This window comes from Sphingobium sp. (assembly GCF_035511395.1).
In the GTDB taxonomy this organism is placed as follows: Bacteria; Pseudomonadota; Alphaproteobacteria; order Sphingomonadales; family Sphingomonadaceae; genus Sphingobium.
The window spans coordinates 26,278-43,992 of the sequence record NZ_DATKFP010000313.1 but is presented as its reverse complement, the minus strand read 5'-3'; the positions used below and the strand labels follow the sequence as shown (position 1 = coordinate 43,992).

The 17,715-nt window shown below is 62.3% G+C and carries 14 protein-coding genes; 4 read left to right on the top strand and 10 right to left on the bottom strand.

What is annotated here, in order from left to right:
- Nucleotides 1-121: 121 nt before the first annotated feature.
- On the top strand, nucleotides 122-1,774 hold the full coding sequence (locus VMR39_RS21805) for a M28 family metallopeptidase (RefSeq protein ID WP_325419044.1): 1,653 nt from the start codon (nucleotides 122-124) through the stop codon (nucleotides 1,772-1,774).
- Between the two features lie 69 nt (nucleotides 1,775-1,843).
- Here VMR39_RS21805 and VMR39_RS21800 read toward each other — a convergent pair whose 3' ends face one another.
- The gene (locus VMR39_RS21800; RefSeq protein ID WP_325419042.1) at nucleotides 1,844-3,196 is read right to left on the bottom strand and encodes a glycoside hydrolase family 27 protein; all 1,353 of its coding nucleotides are present in this window, start codon (nucleotides 3,194-3,196) and stop codon (nucleotides 1,844-1,846) included.
- Between the two features lie 58 nt (nucleotides 3,197-3,254).
- Nucleotides 3,255-3,956, bottom strand: coding sequence for a glutamine amidotransferase (locus VMR39_RS21795; protein ID WP_325419040.1), 702 nt, complete (start codon nucleotides 3,954-3,956; stop codon nucleotides 3,255-3,257).
- Nucleotides 3,957-4,072: 116 nt separating this feature from the next.
- Between VMR39_RS21795 and VMR39_RS21790 the strand changes: the two genes are divergently transcribed.
- A complete protein-coding gene (locus VMR39_RS21790) occupies nucleotides 4,073-6,403 on the top strand; it encodes a GH92 family glycosyl hydrolase (protein WP_325419038.1) in 2,331 nt (776 codons plus the stop codon).
- Here VMR39_RS21790 and VMR39_RS21785 read toward each other — a convergent pair.
- The 7 genes from VMR39_RS21785 to VMR39_RS21755 all read right to left on the bottom strand — a co-directional run bounded on the left by VMR39_RS21785 (nucleotide 6,391) and on the right by VMR39_RS21755 (nucleotide 15,348).
- Nucleotides 6,391-6,573 carry a hypothetical protein gene (locus tag VMR39_RS21785; RefSeq protein ID WP_325419036.1) on the bottom strand — a complete coding sequence of 61 codons (183 nt, stop codon included), beginning with the start codon at nucleotides 6,571-6,573 and terminating at the stop codon, nucleotides 6,391-6,393. The genes VMR39_RS21790 and VMR39_RS21785 overlap by 13 nt on opposite strands.
- A complete protein-coding gene (locus tag VMR39_RS21780) occupies nucleotides 6,570-6,824 on the bottom strand; it encodes a CBU_0592 family membrane protein (RefSeq protein ID WP_325419033.1) in 255 nt (84 codons plus the stop codon). Before VMR39_RS21780 ends, VMR39_RS21785 begins: the two co-directional genes overlap by 4 nt.
- Nucleotides 6,825-6,897: 73 nt before the next feature.
- Entirely contained in the window at nucleotides 6,898-9,567 is a 2,670-nt protein-coding gene (gene acnA / locus VMR39_RS21775; protein WP_325419031.1) for an aconitate hydratase AcnA, read from the bottom strand.
- Between the two features lie 590 nt (nucleotides 9,568-10,157).
- Nucleotides 10,158-12,923 carry a bifunctional aconitate hydratase 2/2-methylisocitrate dehydratase gene (locus tag VMR39_RS21770; RefSeq protein WP_325419029.1) on the bottom strand — a complete coding sequence of 922 codons (2,766 nt, stop codon included), beginning with the start codon at nucleotides 12,921-12,923 and terminating at the stop codon, nucleotides 10,158-10,160.
- Between the two features lie 217 nt (nucleotides 12,924-13,140).
- Nucleotides 13,141-14,898 carry a DUF885 domain-containing protein gene (locus tag VMR39_RS21765; RefSeq protein ID WP_325419027.1) on the bottom strand — a complete coding sequence of 586 codons (1,758 nt, stop codon included), beginning with the start codon at nucleotides 14,896-14,898 and terminating at the stop codon, nucleotides 13,141-13,143.
- 55 nt (nucleotides 14,899-14,953) lie between these two features.
- Nucleotides 14,954-15,157 carry a DUF5818 domain-containing protein gene (locus VMR39_RS21760; protein WP_325419025.1) on the bottom strand — a complete coding sequence of 68 codons (204 nt, stop codon included), beginning with the start codon at nucleotides 15,155-15,157 and terminating at the stop codon, nucleotides 14,954-14,956.
- A gap of 5 nt (nucleotides 15,158-15,162) precedes the next feature.
- Entirely contained in the window at nucleotides 15,163-15,348 is a 186-nt protein-coding gene (locus VMR39_RS21755) for a DUF1328 domain-containing protein (RefSeq protein ID WP_325419023.1), read from the bottom strand.
- Nucleotides 15,349-15,521: 173 nt separating this feature from the next.
- Here VMR39_RS21755 and VMR39_RS21750 point away from each other — a divergent pair, with 173 nt between their 5' ends.
- On the top strand, nucleotides 15,522-15,971 hold the full coding sequence (locus tag VMR39_RS21750; RefSeq protein WP_325419021.1) for a PA2169 family four-helix-bundle protein: 450 nt from the start codon (nucleotides 15,522-15,524) through the stop codon (nucleotides 15,969-15,971).
- Nucleotides 15,972-15,980: 9 nt separating this feature from the next.
- Here the strand turns inward: VMR39_RS21750 and VMR39_RS21745 are convergent, their stop codons facing one another.
- The gene (locus VMR39_RS21745; RefSeq protein ID WP_325419019.1) at nucleotides 15,981-16,979 is read right to left on the bottom strand and encodes a D-glycerate dehydrogenase; all 999 of its coding nucleotides are present in this window, start codon (nucleotides 16,977-16,979) and stop codon (nucleotides 15,981-15,983) included.
- 102 nt (nucleotides 16,980-17,081) lie between these two features.
- Between VMR39_RS21745 and VMR39_RS21740 the strand changes: the two genes are divergently transcribed.
- Nucleotides 17,082-17,579, top strand: coding sequence for an SH3 domain-containing protein (locus VMR39_RS21740; RefSeq protein ID WP_325419017.1), 498 nt, complete (start codon nucleotides 17,082-17,084; stop codon nucleotides 17,577-17,579).
- The last annotated feature ends 136 nt before the right edge of the window (nucleotides 17,580-17,715 follow it).

The following is a 17,715-nucleotide window of genomic DNA, read 5'->3' as shown; positions in this document are numbered from 1 at the left end:
AGCTGGCCGCTGATGCGCGAATGGATCGATGCGGCGCGGGCGGAACCGGATGAGCTGATCGAACTTGAAACCGAGTTCTAAAGCGCTTCCCCCGGCGGGATCAGCTAGTTAAGGCTCGGGCATGACTATACGCACCTTTGCCCTGGCCCTTGGCCTGACCGCCGCCATCCCTGTTCACGCCCAAACCGTCGAGCCTGCCCGCCTCGAACAGTCGGTCCGCACGCTGGCTTCGGACCTGTTCCAAGGCCGCGCGCCCGGTACGATGGGCGAAGAGCGCACGATCGGCTATCTCGTCGCCCGTTTCGAGCAACTGGGGCTGGAACCGGGCGGTCCGGACGGTGAGTGGGTGCAAACCGTTCCACTACTCCACACCCGCCTTGGCCAGTCGGAGGGGCTGCAAGTGGCGCAGAATGGCGCCGCCACCCCCTGGACCTTCGGCAAGCAGGTCTATCTTTCCACCCTCCAGCCCAAGGACAAGGTCGCGGTCGTCAATGCGCCGATGGTCTTCGTGGGCTATGGCGTATCCGCGCCCGAACGCGGCTGGGACGATTTCAAGGGTATGGACCTTAAGGGCAAGATCGCGGTCTTCCTGATCAACGATCCGGATTTCGAAGCGGTGAAGGGCGAAGATCCCTTCGGCAAGTTCGGCGGCAAGACCATGACCTATTATGGCCGCTGGACCTACAAGTTTGAGGAAGCCGCGCGGCGCGGCGCGATCGGCGCGCTGATCGTGCATGACACGCCCGGCGCGGGCTATGGCTGGAACGTGGTCGTCAGCCCGAGCGGCGAGAATTATGATCTCGTCCGTCCCGCCGACAAGCTGACCAGCCTTCAGGTACAGGGCTGGGTCGAGGGTGACGCCGCGAAGGCGTTGTTCACCGATGCCGGCCAGGATCTGGCGGCACTGCGCAAGAAGGCACGGTCGGCGAAGTTCAGGCCGGTCGAACTCAAGGGCGCGACATTCTCCGCCGCCTTCCATGTTACGCAGGAAGTAGTGCAGAGCGCCAACGTCATCGCCCGCATCCCCGGCGCCAAACGCCCCGACGAAACGGTGATGTATGGCGCGCACTGGGATGCCTATGGCAAGGGCGCGCCCGACGCGCAGGGTCGCATCTACCGCGCCGGCGCCAATGACGACGCACTGGGCGTGGCGGGCCTGTTCGAGATCGCCCGCGCCTTCAAGGCCGCCCCTGCCCCGGACCGTTCCATCGTCATCGCCGTGTGGACGGCTGAGGAACGCGGGCTGCTGGGGTCCGAACATTATGCGCAGAACCCGGTCTATCCGATCGACAAGACCGTCGCGAACCTGACCATCGACGTGCTCCAGACCGCGGGCAAGGCGAAGGACGTGATACTGATTGGCAAGGGCCAGAATGTCCTTGAAGACGATCTGGCCAAGTTCGCCGCAAAACAGGGCCGCGTGATCACGCAGGAAAGCCTGCCCGAACGCGGCCTCTTCTACCGCGCCGACCATTTCTCCATGGCCAAGCGCGGCGTGCCCGTGCTGCTGATGATGGGCCTTGCCGGCGCATCCGACATGGTCGAGGGCGGCCGCGCTGCGGGTCAGGCCTGGATCGATGCCTATACCGGCAAATGCTATCATCAGGCGTGCGACGCGGTGGACGAGACATGGAAGCTGGACGGCGCGGCGCAGGATGTCGACCTGATGCTCGACATCGGCCGCGACCTCGCCAACTCCACCCGCTGGCCCGAATGGAAGCTGGGATCGGAATTCAAGGCCATCCGCGACAAGAGCGCGGCGGTGCGGAAGTAATCCCAACCCCCGTTCGTTTCGAGCGTGTCGAGAAACGTTTCACGACTTCGTTCGAAACGAACGGACCTTTCAGCTTAGCCTGTAAAGTGCCGCACCATGAGGCGGCAGCGTTGCGGAAATGCGGTCCGCCTGCTGCCCAAGCGCTTTACCTGCCCACAGGTCGCGCACTGCGACCGGACCGTCCAGCCCCAAATTATGTAGCTTCACACCAACATCTCGCGCCTTGTCGCCAGTGTTGAACAGGGCAAGATAGCGGCCTTTGCCGCCATCGGCGACCGCCGACCAGACGCGCATTCCGTCCTCGACGAAATGCGGGCAGTTGCCGCTGCTCGCCTGATTGACCGCCAGCACTTCGCGATTGGTGAGAAGGGCCAGGGTCGGCGCATCCAGATGGCGCAGGTCGCCGCCCATGATTAGCGGAGAGCGGGCGATCGCCCAGAGCGTCATCAGCGTCTTCTGCTCGTCCGGCGTAAAGCGCGTATCCCGCTCGCCCAACGCCAAACGGCCGAGCGGCAGCATGTCCGCATCGGGCCACGATCCCGGCCCACGCCAGGGCGTCCAGTTTTCCAGCCGGGTGAACTGCGCCTCCAGCATCGCCCAGTCATCCCAGAAATCATCGGATATACGCCACATCTGCGCATATTTGCGAACATGATCGCCCCTGATCACCGGTGTTTCACCCGGCGAGAGGCTGAGGATGATGGGTCGACCGGTCGCCACTATCGCCTTATGCGCTGCCTCGATCTCCGGCGCATGGGCGTCATAGGGGCGGCTCATATCGTCCATCTTGACGAAATCGACGCCCCAGTCGGCATAGAGGCGAAAGATGCTGTCATAATAGGCCTGCGCACCCGGCCGCGTCATGTCGACGCCATACATGTCCGGATTCCACGAACAGATGCTCGCCTTGTCGGCAATGTCGGCGGCGCGATATTTCGTGCCCAAAATCGGCAAATTCTGCTCCACCGCCGCGCGCGGGATACCGCGCATGACATGGATGCCGAACTTCATGCCCAGCGCATGGACGTCCCTCGCCAGCAGGGTGAAGCCTTTGCCCCCGGCGCTGGAAGGGAAACGGTTGGGCGCGGGGATCATGCGGCCATGGGCGTCCATGGCAGGCTTGGGCTTGGCGTTATAGGTGTAGCTAGACGCTTCCGGTTCATACCATTGGATGTCGACGGTGAAGATGTCATAGCCGGAGGGCAGCAGCTTCTCCGCCATGATCTTCGCGGTTTCGCGCGCCTGCGCCTCCGTGATCGTCGTGGCGAAGCTGTTCCAGCTATTCCAGCCCATGGGCGGGCGCGGGGCGAGCATCGCCCCACCCTGCTCCACAGGCGCCGCACCCGCGCGCACTGCTCCCGCAGCCGCAAGCCCCGCCACCCCACCCGCGATCATATCGCGACGGCTGGCTTTCCAAGTCATCCTCGTCATTTGTCGGAGTTAATAGGAAGCTTGTGACCAGATCAAGTCACAACGCAGATCAGGCACGGATTCCCACCAGCCATTCCCCAATCATGGCGCGTCCGGCCGCGACCGCGATCGGGCCGTGCAGAGCATGATCTTCGCGCAGGGCTATGCCGCATTGCTGGGCCACGTCCAGATCGGCCCAGAAATGCGTCAGCCAATCCTCGAAACGCGGATCTTCGCCCATTTCGGCATGGAATTGCAGGGCGAGCAGGTTGGGACCGCGTCGGAAGGCCTGATGCGCATATTTGTGCGTCGACGCCAGCAACTCAACATTGTCGGGCAGGTCGAACGTGTCGCTATGCCAATGGAGGATCGGTACGCCGTCGATATGGCGCAGGGGCGATGCGGCTCCCGCCCCGTTCACGCTGACCGGCGCGAAGCCCAGTTCCATATGACCGCCAGGATATACGCGCGCGCCCAGCGCCGCGGCGATCATCTGGCTGCCAAGGCACACGCCAAGCGTCGGACGGTCGGCTGCCAGCCGCGCCGCCAACTTCTCGATCTGCACGGAAATCCAGGGATGCCGGTCATGTTCATAGACGCCCATCGGGCCGCCCATCATGATCAGCAGGTCGGGCTCGCACAGATTCACATCCGCGAAATCCGGGCTGGCCACGTCGATACGGTCGATATGATAGCCCGCCGCCTCGATCGGCTGGAGATACCCTGCCGCTCCTTCGCGCGGCACATGACGGACGATCAACGCTCTTTTCATTGCTGATTCGGACGCTAGACAATCGAGAACGCCACCGCCACCCCAGCCTTTCTTGGCGCGCAAAAATAAGCGCTATCGCCCTTGGCCGTCGCGCAAAGCCATGATTTAACCGGCGCATGACAGCTTTTCGCATCGCGCTTCTCGCCGCAAGCCTGCTCGCCGGCACCGCCCTTTCCGCTCAAGGCCCCATCAATACACCGCCCGCATCCGATCCGGTCGAGTCGGTCGATCCCTTCATCGGCACATCGGGCGAAGGCCACACCTTCCCCGGCGCGGTGGGGCCCTTTGGCATGGTACAGCTGTCGCCCGATACCCATGTCGGCCCCGCTCGCCAAACCTATAATTGGGCGGCGGGATATCGGCATGAGGATCAGACCATCCTCGGTTTTTCCCACACTCATTTTTCCGGCGCTGGGCATAGCGACCTCGGCGATTTCCTCGTTGCCCCGGTCAGCGGCGACACGGTCGCGCTGGAGCCGGGCACGCCCGAAAAGCCGGGCTATCGATCACGCAAGGCCGACGAGGTCGCGTCAGCGGGCTATTATGCCGTCACCCTGACCGATCCGGGGGTGCGCGCGGAAATGACGGCGGGAACGCGCGTCGGCGTCCACCGCTACACCTTCCCGGTCGGCAAGGCCGCGCATCTGGTGCTCGACCTGCGCTCCATCATCTATGATTATCCCGGCAAGATCCTTTGGTCCTCGGTGCGTATCCGGCCCGATGGCACGATTACGGGGATGCGTGAGGTTCGCGGCTGGGCGACGCCGCGACGCATATTCTTTGCGATGCGCTTTTCCGCGCCGCTGATCGGACACCAGTTCGTCACCACCGAAAAGGACGTACTCTACAAGGGGTTCAAGGGACCGGGCCGCGGCCCCGAGACGCTGGATTCGCTGTCCGGCCGCGCGATCGTTGCGCAACTCGACTTCGGCGCACTGACGAAACCGCTGGAAGTGAAGGTCGCGCTGTCGGGCGTGGATGAGGATGGCGCCATCGCCAACCTCGCCAGCGAGCCGGGCGATTTCGACGCAATCCGCGCGAAGACCCGCGCCGCATGGAACGAGGCGCTCAGCGCGGTGAAGATCGATGCGCCAAAGGCGATGCGCACCAACGTCTACACCGCTCTTTATCACAGCCTGATGGCGCCCAGCGTGTGGAGCGATGCGGACGGGCGCTGGCGCGGGCCGGACGATCAGGTGCATGAGGGCACAGGTTTCACCATGCATTCCACCTTCTCGCTGTGGGACACGTTCCGCGCCGAACACCCATTGCTCACGCTGATCCAGCCCGAGGCGAAAAATGCCGATTTCGTGAACTCGCTGGTCGCCAGCCAGAAGACCAGCCCGTTCGGTATTCTGCCGGTCTGGCAATTCGGCGGCAAGGAAACCTGGACGATGATCGGCTATCATGCGGTGCCGGTGATCGCCGACGCCTGCCTGAAGGGGATCAAGGGCATCGACTGCGCCGCCGCGCTCAAGACCATGGTCGCCAGCGCCGACTATGCGCCCTATGGCGGCCTGGGCGATTATATGAAGCTTGGCTACGTCCCAATCGACCGGGAGCCGGAAGCGGCGTCCAAGACGGTCGAATATGCCTTTGACGACTGGACCATCGCCCGCCTCGCCCACCAGTTGGGCGACACGGCGACGGCGCAGCGGTTCGAGAAGCGGGCGCAAAACTGGCGCAACAGTTTCGACGCGAAGACCGGCTTCCTGCGCGCGCGCAAGGCGGATGGGAGCTTTCGCATCCCCTTCGATCCGACCGCAATCAATTATGGGTCCGACTATACGGAGGGCAATGCCTGGCAATATAGCTGGTTCATGCCGCACGATCAGGGCGGCCTGTTCCGCCTGCTGGGCGGAGACGCCAAGACCGTGGCGAAGCTCGACGCCATGTTCGACTATGACAACAGCAAGATCGACTATAGCCATGCGGAAGATATCGCCGGCCTGATCGGCCAATATATCCATGGAAACGAACCGAGCCACCATGTCGCCTATCTCTACAGCTATGCTGGGCAGCCCTGGCGCACGCAGGAGCGGCTGCAGCAGATTGTCGACAGTCAGTATAAGCCCACGCCCGACGGCCTTGCCGGCAACGACGACCTCGGCCAGATGTCCGCCTGGCTGGTCTTCACGGCGCTCGGCTTCTACCCGGTGGCGCCGGGCAGCAACGAATATGTGATCGGCCGCCCCTTCGTGGATCGGGCGGAGATGACCCTGCCGGGCGGCCAGCGCTTCATCGTAACGACTAATGGCCTGTCGGACGCCAACCGCTATGTTGGCAAAGTGACGCTGAACGGCAAAGTGCTGGAGCGCGGCTATGTGACCGATGCGGAAATCCGGGCCGGCGGGGAACTGCGCTTCACCATGCAGGCGAGGCCGAACAAGACATGGGCGACCAGCGTGAAGGCGCGGCCTTATTCGATGACGGGCTATGGGCGGTGATGCAGAGGGAAAGGCATTATCTCTTTATCTGTAGCCAGAACCGGCTTCGCAGCCCGACCGCCGAACAGATTTTCGCCGATCATCCCGGTATCGAGACGCTGTCCGCGGGTACCAATGCAGGTCTGCATACCATGCTCGATCACATGGCTGAGGTTCATAAAACGGGTCATGAGGGTGATATTCTCCGACGCGCGATGCGCCATAGAGCGGTGAAGCCGACAGCGCACCAGATTATATTGAGTACCATCGACGGCAGCGCGCCATGCCACCATGTGTTGAGAATGAAAAAGGCCGAACCGATGACGTTCAACCACTGGAATGCCGCCGATCCTCCAGACAGTCGCCCGGTCGACACGCCGATATAGGCACCCAGCACCAGCAGCGCACCGGCCCAGCCGATAATCTCGACGAACAGCGCCATCCGTCTCTCCACAGAAAAAGGGCTCCTCCCGGTTGGGAGAAGCCCTTCTGTCCTACGTCAGCGCGTCAGCCGATCAAGCTGCCAGCTTGCGCAGCACATATTGGAGGATGCCGCCGTTCAGGAAATAATCCAGTTCGTTGACGGTATCGATGCGGCACAGAGCGGTGAAGGTGAAGGTCGAGCCGTCGGCGCGCTTCACGATCACGTCCACATCCTGGCGGGGCTTCAGGTCCGCAACACCTTGGATAGTGAAGGTCTCGTCGCCCTTCAGGCCCAGCGTATCGCGCGTATCGCCATCCTTGAACTGGAGCGGCAGCACGCCCATGCCGACCAGATTCGAGCGGTGGATGCGCTCGAAGCTTTCGACGATCACCGAGCGGACGCCGAGCAGGTTGGTGCCCTTCGCCGCCCAGTCGCGCGACGAACCGGTGCCATATTCCTTGCCGCCGATAACGACCAGCGGCGTGCCGTCGGCCTTGTGCTTCATCGCCGCGTCGTAGATCGGCATGACTTCGCCTTCATAGCTGGTCATGCCGCCTTCCACGCCGTCCAGCATCAGATTCTTGATGCGGATATTGGCGAAGGTACCGCGCATCATGACTTCATGATGGCCGCGGCGCGAACCGTAGCTGTTATAGTCCGCCTGCGCGACCTGATGCTCGCTCAGCCACTTGCCCGCGGGCGACGACGCCTTGATGGACCCAGCCGGCGAGATGTGGTCGGTGGTAATCGAATCGCCGAATATGGCGAGCGGCTTGGCCTCGATAATGTCGGTGACCGGCGCCGGGGTCATGGTCAGCCCTTCGAAATAGGGCGGATTGGCGACATAGGTAGAACCGGCGCGCCACTTGTAGGTGTCCGAACCGGTAACGTCGATCGCCTGCCAATGGGCGTCGCCCTTGTAGACATTGGCGTAGCGCGCCTGGAACATCGGACGGTCCACGGCCCCCGCGATGGTGGTGGCGACCTCGTCATTGGTCGGCCAGATGTCCTTGAGGTAAACCAGTTCGCCGTTGGAGGCCGTGCCGATCGGGGTGGTGATGAAATCCTCGATCACCGTACCCTTCAGGGCATAGGCCACGACCAGCGGCGGACTGGCCAGGAAGTTGGCGCGCACGTCGGGCGACACGCGGCCTTCGAAGTTGCGGTTGCCGGAGATAACGGCGGCCGCGACCAGGCCATTCTCATTGATCGCCTTGCTGATCGGTTCAGCCAGCGGGCCGGAGTTGCCGATGCAGGTCGTGCAGCCATAGCCGACCAGATTAAAGCCGAGGGCGTCGAGGTGCGACTGAAGCCCGGCCTTTTCCAGATAGTCGGTGACAACCTGCGAACCCGGCGCGAGTGAGGTCTTGACCCAGGGCTTGGGCTTCAGGCCCAGCTCGTTCGCCTTCTTGGCGACGAGGCCGGCGGCGACGAGAACGCTGGGGTTCGAGGTGTTGGTGCAGCTGGTGATCGCGGCAATGGTGACGTCGCCATCGCCAATGTCGAAATCCTTGCCCTCGACCGGAACGCGGGTCTGCTCCTTCTTGTAGGTGTTCGCCATGTCGGCGTTGAACACGTCATCGACGTCCGGCAGCGCGACCCGGTCCTGCGGGCGCTTGGGTCCGGCAAGGCTGGTGACGACGGTGCCGAGGTCGAGTTCCAGCGTATCGGTGAAGATCGGCTCGATCGCCGGGTCGATCCAGAAGCCCTGCTGCTTGGCATAGGCCTCTACCAGCGCGATATTCTCGTCGGTGCGGCCGGTCAGGCGCATATAATCGAGCGTCTTGTCGTCGATGCCGAAGAAGCCGCAGGTCGCACCATATTCGGGCGCCATGTTCGCCAGCGTAGCGCGGTCGGCGAGCGACAGGGTGGCGAGGCCTGGGCCGAAATATTCGACGAAGCGGCCGACCACGCCGCGCGCGCGCAGCATCTGGGTGCAGGTCAGCACCAGGTCGGTGGCGGTGACGCCTTCCTTGAGGTTGCCGGTGAATTTGAAGCCGACGACTTCAGGAATGAGCATGGAGACGGGCTGGCCGAGCATCGCCGCCTCAGCCTCGATGCCGCCCACGCCCCAGCCGAGCACGCCAAGGCCGTTGATCATGGTGGTGTGGCTGTCGGTGCCGACGCAGGTATCGGGATAGGCAATGGTTGTGCCATCGGGCGCCTCGCTCGACCAGACGGCCTGCGCGATATTTTCCAGATTCACCTGATGGCAGATGCCGGTGCCGGGCGGCACGGCGTAGAAGTTGGCGAGCGACTTGCTGCCCCATTTCAGGAAGTCGTAGCGCTCCATGTTGCGCTGATATTCGATTTCCACATTCTGTTCGAACGCCTTGGGCGTACCGAATTCGTCGACCATGACCGAGTGGTCTATGACGAGATGGACGGGAACCTGCGGATTGATCTTGGCGGCATCGGCGCCCAGCGCGTTCATCGCGTCACGCATGGCGGCCAGGTCGACGACGCAGGGCACACCGGTGAAATCCTGAAGCAGCACGCGGGCCGGGCGATACTGGATTTCGCGCTCGGCCTTGCCCCGATCATTCTGCCAGTCGACGATCGCCTGAATGTCGTCGGTGGTGACGGTCACGCCGTCCTCGAAGCGAAGCAGATTTTCCAGCAGCACCTTCATCGAGAAAGGCAGGCGCGAAACGTCTCCAAGCTTGGCTGCGGCCTTTTCCAACGAATAATAGGCAATGTCCTTGCCGCCGACATTGAACGTGTCGCGCGTGCCGAGGGTGTCCTGTCCGATTGCGGTCATAAGTCGTGCGTCTCCTCGCATGGCCTCGGCCAGAGGATGGCGCGTTTCCACCAGAAGCCCACCGAACGGCGATGGGAAGCCGGACGGCAAGGTGGCAGGGATGCGCCCCAACCAGTGGTCGAAGCAGGTATGTCCCGATGCTGCAGCGCCATAACATTTGCGGTGTTCAAGTCAAATGGCGGCGCAGCCTACGATCCTTATTTAGGGATCCATTCCGTCCCTTTAAACGTTGCATCGACAGAAAAGGGGACACGCCAATGGAAGCATGTTTTTCGCCCGTCCAAACCGCGATAGTTGCGATCAATCCGCAATATTATCAGGGACGTGAAATGGCTTGTCCCGATTGCGGTGGCAGCCAGTGGTTCGTGGGACGGGTGGTTGCAGAATGCGCCAGGTGTGAAACGCCCTTACCCCTTGCTGCATCGCAACATCGCGGATGGATCGATGGCCTTTCCTGACGCCATTCAAACCCGATAATCCGATGCGTTTCCAGTCGGCTGCCAGCCGGCAGGAAGCGCATATACGACAATGCCGCCGCTGCGAGCGCAGCGGCGGCATTCATTTTACGAAGGGACTATTGCCCGTTTCGATCAGTGCGCAGCCGGCGGAGCGAACTTCGTCAGGTCGATACCCGTAACGGCGCTCTTATACTCGTCCATGTTCGGCGTACGGCCGAGAATGGTCGACAGCACCACGAGCGGAGTCGAGGCGAGGAGCGATTCGCCCTTCTTGTTGGCCGTATCTTCCACGACGCGACCCTGGAACAGGCGGGTCGAGGTCGCGAGGACGGTATCGCCCTTGGCAGCCTTTTCCTGGTTGCCCATGCACAGGTTGCAGCCCGGACGCTCCAGATACAGCATGTTCTCATAGTCGGTGCGCGCAGCGGTCTTGGGCGCCACGTCATCGAATTCAAAACCGGCGTATTTCTTAAGCACGTCCCAGTCGCCTTCGGCCTTCAATTCATCGACGATGTTGTAAGTCGGCGGGGCGACGACCAGCGGCGCCTTGAACTCGACCTTGCCTTCGGTGGCTTCGATGTTCTTCAGCATCTGGGCCAGGATCTTCATGTCGCCCTTGTGCACCATGCACGACCCGATGAAGCCCAGGTCGACCTTCTTCGTGCCGCCATAATAGGACACCGGGCGGATGGTGTCATGGGTGTAGCGCTTCGACACGTCCGCATTGTTGACGTCCGGGTCGGCGATCATCGGCTCGTCGATCAGGTCGAGGTCGACCACGACTTCGGCGAAATATTTCGCGTTGGCGTCGGGCGCCAGCGCGGGCTTTTCACCCGAGCGGATTTCGGCGATGCGCTTGTCCGCCAGAGCGATCAAGCCATGAAGCGTGCCGGCGGCATTTTCCATGCCCTTGTCGATCATGATCTGGATGCGCGACTTGGCGATTTCCAGCGACTCGATCAGCGTCGCGTCTTCGGAAATGCAGATCGACGCCTTGGCCTTCATTTCGGCCGTCCAGTCGGTGAAGGTGAAGGCCTGGTCGGCCAGCAGCGTGCCGATATGGACTTCGATGATGCGGCCCTGGAAGACGTTTTCGCCGGCGAATTGGGCCAGCATCTGCGCCTGGGTCGCGTGCACCACGTCGCGGAAGTCCATATAGGGCTGCATCCTGCCCTTGAACGTCACCTTGACCGACTGCGGGATCGGCATGGTCGCCTCACCGGTGGCCAGAGCGAGAGCAACCGTGCCCGAGTCCGCACCGAAGGCCACTCCCTTCGACATGCGGGTGTGGCTGTCGCCGCCGATGATGATCGCCCAGTCATCCACGGTGATGTCGTTCAGCACCTTGTGGATCACGTCGGTCATCGCATGATAGACGCCCTTCGGGTCGCGGGCGGTGATCAGGCCGAAATTGTTCATGAAGGACATGAGTTTCGGAATGTTCGCCTGCGCCTTCTTGTCCCAGACCGACGCCGTGTGGCAGCCCGACTGATAAGCGCCGTCGACGACCGGCGAGATGACGGTGGCCGCCATCGCTTCCAGTTCCTGCGCGGTCATAAGACCGGTGGTGTCCTGCGAACCGACGATGTTCACGGTGACGCGCACGTCCGAACCGGCGTGCAGCACCTTGCCCGGCGTCACGCCGACGGCGTTGCGGTTGAAGATCTTCTCGACCGCGGTCAGGCCCTGCCCGTCGACCGTGATTTCCTTGTTGGCGGCAAACACCGGAGTCGCCTCGACGCCGAGGGTTTCAGCGGCGAAGGTCTGGAGCTTCTTGCCGAAGACGATGGCATAAGAGCTGCCCGCCTTCATGAATTCCATCTTCTGCGGCGTGAAGGCCGAAGCGACATCGACCAGTTCGTTGCCGGCTTCGTCGGTCAGCTTCCGGTTCTTGACGTCGATCTTGAGGACGGTGCCGGTTTCGACCGAAAATTTCTCTTCAAGGACGGGGTTGCCGTCATTGTTGAGAATGGCCTTGCCTTCGGCGTCGGTCTTCTTGACCCAATTCTTGAGATTGAGGCCAATGCCGCCCGTCACGTCGACGGTGGTCGCGAAGATCGGCGAGATGCCGTTGGTGCCCGCGACGACCGGCGCATAGTTGACGAACGGAACATAGGGACTCTGCTGCTTGCCAGCCCACAGCGCCACATTGTTGACGCCCGACATGCGCGAAGAGCCGACGCCCATCGTGCCCTTTTCGGCGATCAGCATGACGCGCTTGTCGGGATGTTGGACCTTCAATGCTACTATCTGCTGCTGCGCCTCCGGCGAGATCATGCACAGGCCGTGCAGTTCGCGGTCCGAGCGCGAGTGCGCCTGATTGCCGGGCGACAGGAGGTCGGTCGAGATATCGCCTTCGCCGGCGATGAAGGTCACGACCTTGATCTCATCCTCGACCTCAGGGAGCTTGGTGAAGAATTCGGCCTTGGCGTAGCTTTCCAGCACGTCGTTGGCGACCGCATTGCCCGCCTTGAATGCGTCGCGCAGGCGGAACATGTCGGCGTCGTAGAGGAAGACCTGAGTCTTGAGCACTTCGCCCGCCTGGACGGCCAGCGCGACGTCATCGCCCAGCGCGATGTCGAGCAGCACTGCGATCGAGGGGCCGCCCTTCATGTGGGACAGCAGTTCGAGGGCGAAAGCCGGGGTGATTTCCGCGACGGTCACGTCGCCCAGCACGATCTTCTTGAGGAAGTCCGCCTTGACGCCCGCGGCGCTCGTGGTGCCGGGCAGCGTGTTGTAAATGAAGAAATTCAGGGCATCGGCGCGATGTTCGCTGCCACCATCCTGGATAAGGGCGATGATTTCGCCGACAAGTGCGCCATCGTCGATTGGCTTGGGCGCGAGTCCCTGAGTCTTACGGCTTTCGATTTCGGCCAGATAATCCAGGTAGATGCTCATCTCGTTCCCAACGTCATAAAAGTGCACGGAGTCGACGCGCAGCGCCACTTGCCGACTTTTATGCCCGGTCTGGGAGCTGACGCGGCCCCGGTACGTCAGAAGACGCAAATTGGCAAGTCGCCGCAACGCAGCAAAATATTGCTGCCAACTTCGCAAACCGTCCAAAAACTGCGGCTTTCGTCATTAGTCTGAGTAAAGAATCGCCTTAGTAGAACGGTTATCCGTTAGCCTTCTCCGTCGCGATCCCGCCGTCGATCTGGCTTTCCAGCACGGTCAGCGGCACCGCCCCCTGCGACAGTAGGGCGTCATGGAACCGCCGCAGGTCGAACCTCGGCCCCAACTCCTTTTCCGCCTTCGCCCGCAATTCGCGAATCCTGATCTCGCCCAGCTTGTAGCCGAGCGCCTGCCCCGGCCAGCTGATGTAGCGGTTGACCTCCGCATCGATATTGGCGTCGGTCAGCGCACTGTTGGCCTTCATGAACGCGACGGCCCTGGCCTTGTCCCAGCCCTTGGCGTGAATGCCGGTGTCGACCACCAGCCGGCAGGCCCGCCACATTTCGTAGGACAGGCGCCCCATCATCTTTTCGGGCGTGTCGTAAAGGCCCATCTCTTCACCGAGATATTCAGTGTAGAGCGCCCAGCCTTCCACATAGGCGGTAAAGCCGGCCAGATATTTGCGGAAGGGCGGCAGCGGCAGTTCCTGCTGAAGCGCGATCTGGTTGTGATGGCCCGGCACCGCTTCATGGGCGGTAAGCGCCGGCAGTTCCCAGAAGGGCCGCTGATCGAGCTTCGACGTATTGACCCAATAAGTGCCGGAAATGCCCGCCTCCGGCGCGCCGGGTCCGTAATAAGCAGTGGTCGTGCCTTCCGCCTCGGCCGTCGGGATCGGCTTCAAGCCGTAAGGCAGTCGCGGCAGCGTGCCGAAATAGCGCGGAAGCAGCCCATCGATCGTCTTCGCTTGCCGCGCCGCGAAGCGCAGCAGTTCTTCGGGGGTCTTGGCGTAATAGGACGGGTCGGTGCGCAGATGCTGGATATAGGGGGCGCGGCTGGGATAGCCGGCCTTGGCTGCGATTTCGTCCATCCTCTTGCCGATGCGGGCAACCTCGTCCAGGCCGATCTGGTGAATCTGGTCGGGCGTCAGGTCGGTGGTCGTGTGCGCCCTGACCCGGCTGGCATACCAGGCCGCCCCGCCCGGCAGTGCGGATGCGCTGTCGCTCTTGCGGCAATGGGGCAGATAATCCTTCACGAACAGATCGTGCCATTTGCGATATTCGGGCGTCAGCACGTCGCGGATGATCGCGACGGCTTGGGCCTGCATCGCGTTCCAGTCAGCGTCGCTGATATCGCGCGGCCTAGGGCGCTTGAACGGTTCGTAGAAGCGGGTGTCCTCCGGCTTGCCATCCACGATGCCGCTTATCGTGCCGGCATAATTTTGCAGCACCGAACAGGGCTGGACATAGCCGCCCTTGATCGCCTGCCGCGTGATGGTCAGCGCATCGCCATTCTGTTTCGGGTAAAGGGCGAGGCGCTTCAGATAGCTCGCATAATCGGCGCGATTGTAGAAAGGCAGGCCGTCGGCCATGCCGGAAAAGCCCTGATGCCAGCCATAATAGGTGGTGAAAAGCATCAACCGTTCTGCCGGGTGCCGGTCGCTGTCGATATCGTCGCGCAACATCCACAGCAACACGTCGCGATTGACCCGGTCGGCAGCATCCAGCCCGGACGCAGGCACAGTCTCCAGCCGGGCGACGAAGCTCTGCTCTGCCTTGATCTGCGCATCGCGCGCGGCTAGCGAAATATCGTAGATGCGGTCGTCATAGTCGCGCACGCCGCGTGCCGTCGCGTCGACCGGATGGGTCGAAAGATACCAGGCCCAATGGTCGTCGATGACCTTGGTCAATTGATCATGTGGCGTTTGCGCCTGCGCGAGAACGGGCGAGGCAGCTATGAACATCAGGGAAAGAATCTTGCGCATGGACGCAATGGATCGCTTGCGCGGGAGTGTTTGGCAAGAGGGTCGGGTGCCTATGTCAGGCCGCTGCCACGCCCTCAGCCTCCACGATATTGTCGCCGGCATAGAAACCGCGCACCCGAACCCGCTTTTCGACATGATCGACAGGTACGCGGAGAAGGACGAGGCGATAGCTGCCACCCAGATCGCGCTGGAGCAGGAAGCCGGCTTCGTCGCGCAGCAACCTGCCGGTTTCGTCCACTCCAGCGCCAATCTCGATCATTTGGGTTAATCTATCGCGTCCTTAATTCCTTTGCCAGCCAATATTCCCAGCACGAGGAAGACGACGAAGACGGCGATCGCGATGAAGAACAGGATCTTGGCGATGCCGACGAAGGTGCCGGCCGCGCCGCCGAAGCCGAGCAGCGCCAGTACCGCTGCGATGACGAGCGAAATGATCGCAAGTTTGATCATGAAATAGTCCTCTCATTGGACAAGGATGCAATGCCCCTATCAACCGACAGTGAGCGGGCTTGTTCCACTGCCGGATCGGTCATGGATAACCGGAAATTAAGGTCGATTTTCAGCGCGTTGGGTGAACCATCGGGAGCGGTGGGCAGTTGTTGCCTACTTGAAAGGAGAAGCCGATGTCGAATAACCATGCCATCAGCAAGCTGGACGACCTGATCACGACCCTGATCGACAGCGTGAAGGGCTATCAACACAGCGCCGACAAGGTAAAGTCGCCCGAGTTCCAGACCTTGTTTCGCGATCTGGCCGTCGAACGCAGCAATGCGGTGGAACTGTTGCAGGAACGCAGCCGCACCCTGGACGGCAAGCCCAATCAGTTCGGATCGGCAGCGGGAACGGTCCATCGCCGGCTGGAAGATATTCTCGTCGCGCTGGGCGGTGGCGACAAGGCTGTGATCCAAGCGGTCGACCGAGGCGAGGATTATCTGCGTGAAGAGTTCGAGCGGGTATTGAAAGACAGCGCGATCGACGAGGAAACGCTGGCCGTAGTACGCCGCGCGCATGAATCGGTGCTGCGCGGAAAGATTGTGATCGACAATCTCAAGGTTCAGCTCGCCGCAGCCTGACCCGGCGTTTCACACCCAGCCTTCCAGCACCTGGTTGGGCGGGCGATGCCCGTCGACCCAGGTACGGATATTGGCGATGACGCGGGCGCCCGTGGCGTCACGCCCCTCGAAGGTGGCCGAACCCATGTGCGGCAGCAGGGTGACGTTGGACAGCGACAGCAGGCGCTGGTCCACGGCCGGTTCATGGGTGTAGACGTCGAAGCCTGCGCCGGCGATCCGCCCTTCCTCCAGCGCGGTTATGAGCGCTTGCTCATCCGTCACCTCGGCACGCGAGGTGTTGATGATGTAGGCGTCCGGGCGCAGCAGGGCGATACGGCGCGCATCGATCAGGCCGCGACTGTCGGCATTGAGCGGGCAGTGGATGGACAGGATGTCGCTGCCGGCCAGCAGGGAGTCCAGTTCGCAATGCCATTCGGCTTCCAGTTCCTGCTCTACTTCGAACGGCAGGCGATGGCGGTTATGATAGGCGATCGACAAGCCGAAGGCGCGAGCGCGGCGGGCGACGGCGCGGCCGATCCGGCCCATGCCGATGATGCCCAGCTTCTTGCCGCCGATGCGATGGCCGAGCATGCCCGAAGGACTCCAGCCGCGCCATTCGCCTGTCCGCACCAGCTTTTCGCCCTCCGCCAGGCGACGGGGGACCGACAGGATCAGCGCCATGGTCATGTCGGCCGTATCCTCGGTCAGGACGCCGGGCGTGTTGGTGACGATGATGCCCCGCTTCCGCGCGGCGGCAAGGTCGATATGGTCGACGCCGCTGCCGAAGCTGGCGATCAGTTGCAGCCGATCGGGCGCCCCCTCTATCAGCGCCGCATCGATCTGGTCGTTGATTGTGGGCACCAGCACGTCGCATTGCGCCATGGCGCGCGCCAGTTCGGTTCGGCTCATCGCGACGTCGCCGACATTGAAGCTGGCGTCGAACAGTTCGGCCATGCGCGCCTCCACATTGGGCGGCAGGCGGCGCGTGACGATGACGCGCGGCTTGGCGGGGCGCAATTTTTTGGCCATTTCTAGGCCGCTATTCCCCGTCGCGACATCGGTCAAGCGGATATACCGAATAGTCCCATCGAAGGACTGTCGCCCGTCCACGCAAATGGTTATGGGATGATCATGGGTGACATGGGTATCAGGTCTGGGATGAAGCGTTTCTGGTTAGGTGCAGGCGCGATGGCGGCACTGACGGCGGCAGGCGTCGCACTGGCGGCGCCGGCCAAGCCGGTGCCTTACTGGGCGTCGCTGGCCCAGGACGAAGCGCGGATGCGGGTCGGACCGAGCCTCGATTATCCCTCCAACTGGGTCTATCGTCGCCGCGACCTGCCGGTGAAGGTGGTTCAGGTGTTGGGCCTGTGGCGCAAGGTCGAGGATCCCGAAGGCGCGCAGGGATGGATGCACGTCCGCCTGCTCAGCGACACCGCCACCGGCATCGTGAAGGCGGAGGTCGCGCCGCTGCATCAATCCGCGAGCGACGGCGCACGGACGTTGTTTCGCGCGCAACGCGGGGTCGTGGGGCGGCTCAGCGATTGTTCGGGAGGCTGGTGTACCTTCGACGTCAAGGGACAGCGCGGCTATGTGAAGGCGAGCGACCTCTGGGGCGCCACCGATAAATAGGATTTGCCAGGCTTAACTTCGCACATGTCGCGCATATCTTGACATTTTCATGCAAATTTCGGTAATTTTATTTCAAAGAAAAAGATGCGGCGACGATGCGAAAGAGCCGGCACCGCTTATAGCAGAAGGACGGCCT

Bases quoted from the DNA above. Each gene is read 5' to 3' on its own strand.
- VMR39_RS21805 (WP_325419044.1), top strand. From the start codon at position 122: ATGACTATACGCACCTTTGCCCTGGCCCTTGGCCTGACCGCCGCCATC.
- VMR39_RS21800 (WP_325419042.1), bottom strand. From the start codon at position 3,196: ATGACTTGGAAAGCCAGCCGTCGCGATATGATCGCGGGTGGGGTGGCG.
- VMR39_RS21795 (WP_325419040.1), bottom strand. From the start codon at position 3,956: ATGAAAAGAGCGTTGATCGTCCGTCATGTGCCGCGCGAAGGAGCGGCA.
- VMR39_RS21790 (WP_325419038.1), top strand. From the start codon at position 4,073: ATGACAGCTTTTCGCATCGCGCTTCTCGCCGCAAGCCTGCTCGCCGGC.
- VMR39_RS21785 (WP_325419036.1), bottom strand. From the start codon at position 6,573: ATGACCCGTTTTATGAACCTCAGCCATGTGATCGAGCATGGTATGCAG.
- VMR39_RS21780 (WP_325419033.1), bottom strand. From the start codon at position 6,824: ATGGCGCTGTTCGTCGAGATTATCGGCTGGGCCGGTGCGCTGCTGGTG.
- acnA (WP_325419031.1), bottom strand. From the start codon at position 9,567: ATGACCGCAATCGGACAGGACACCCTCGGCACGCGCGACACGTTCAAT.
- VMR39_RS21770 (WP_325419029.1), bottom strand. From the start codon at position 12,923: ATGAGCATCTACCTGGATTATCTGGCCGAAATCGAAAGCCGTAAGACT.
- VMR39_RS21765 (WP_325419027.1), bottom strand. From the start codon at position 14,898: ATGCGCAAGATTCTTTCCCTGATGTTCATAGCTGCCTCGCCCGTTCTC.
- VMR39_RS21760 (WP_325419025.1), bottom strand. From the start codon at position 15,157: ATGATCGAGATTGGCGCTGGAGTGGACGAAACCGGCAGGTTGCTGCGC.
- VMR39_RS21755 (WP_325419023.1), bottom strand. From the start codon at position 15,348: ATGATCAAACTTGCGATCATTTCGCTCGTCATCGCAGCGGTACTGGCG.
- VMR39_RS21750 (WP_325419021.1), top strand. From the start codon at position 15,522: ATGTCGAATAACCATGCCATCAGCAAGCTGGACGACCTGATCACGACC.
- VMR39_RS21745 (WP_325419019.1), bottom strand. From the start codon at position 16,979: ATGGCCAAAAAATTGCGCCCCGCCAAGCCGCGCGTCATCGTCACGCGC.
- VMR39_RS21740 (WP_325419017.1), top strand. From the start codon at position 17,082: ATGGGTGACATGGGTATCAGGTCTGGGATGAAGCGTTTCTGGTTAGGT.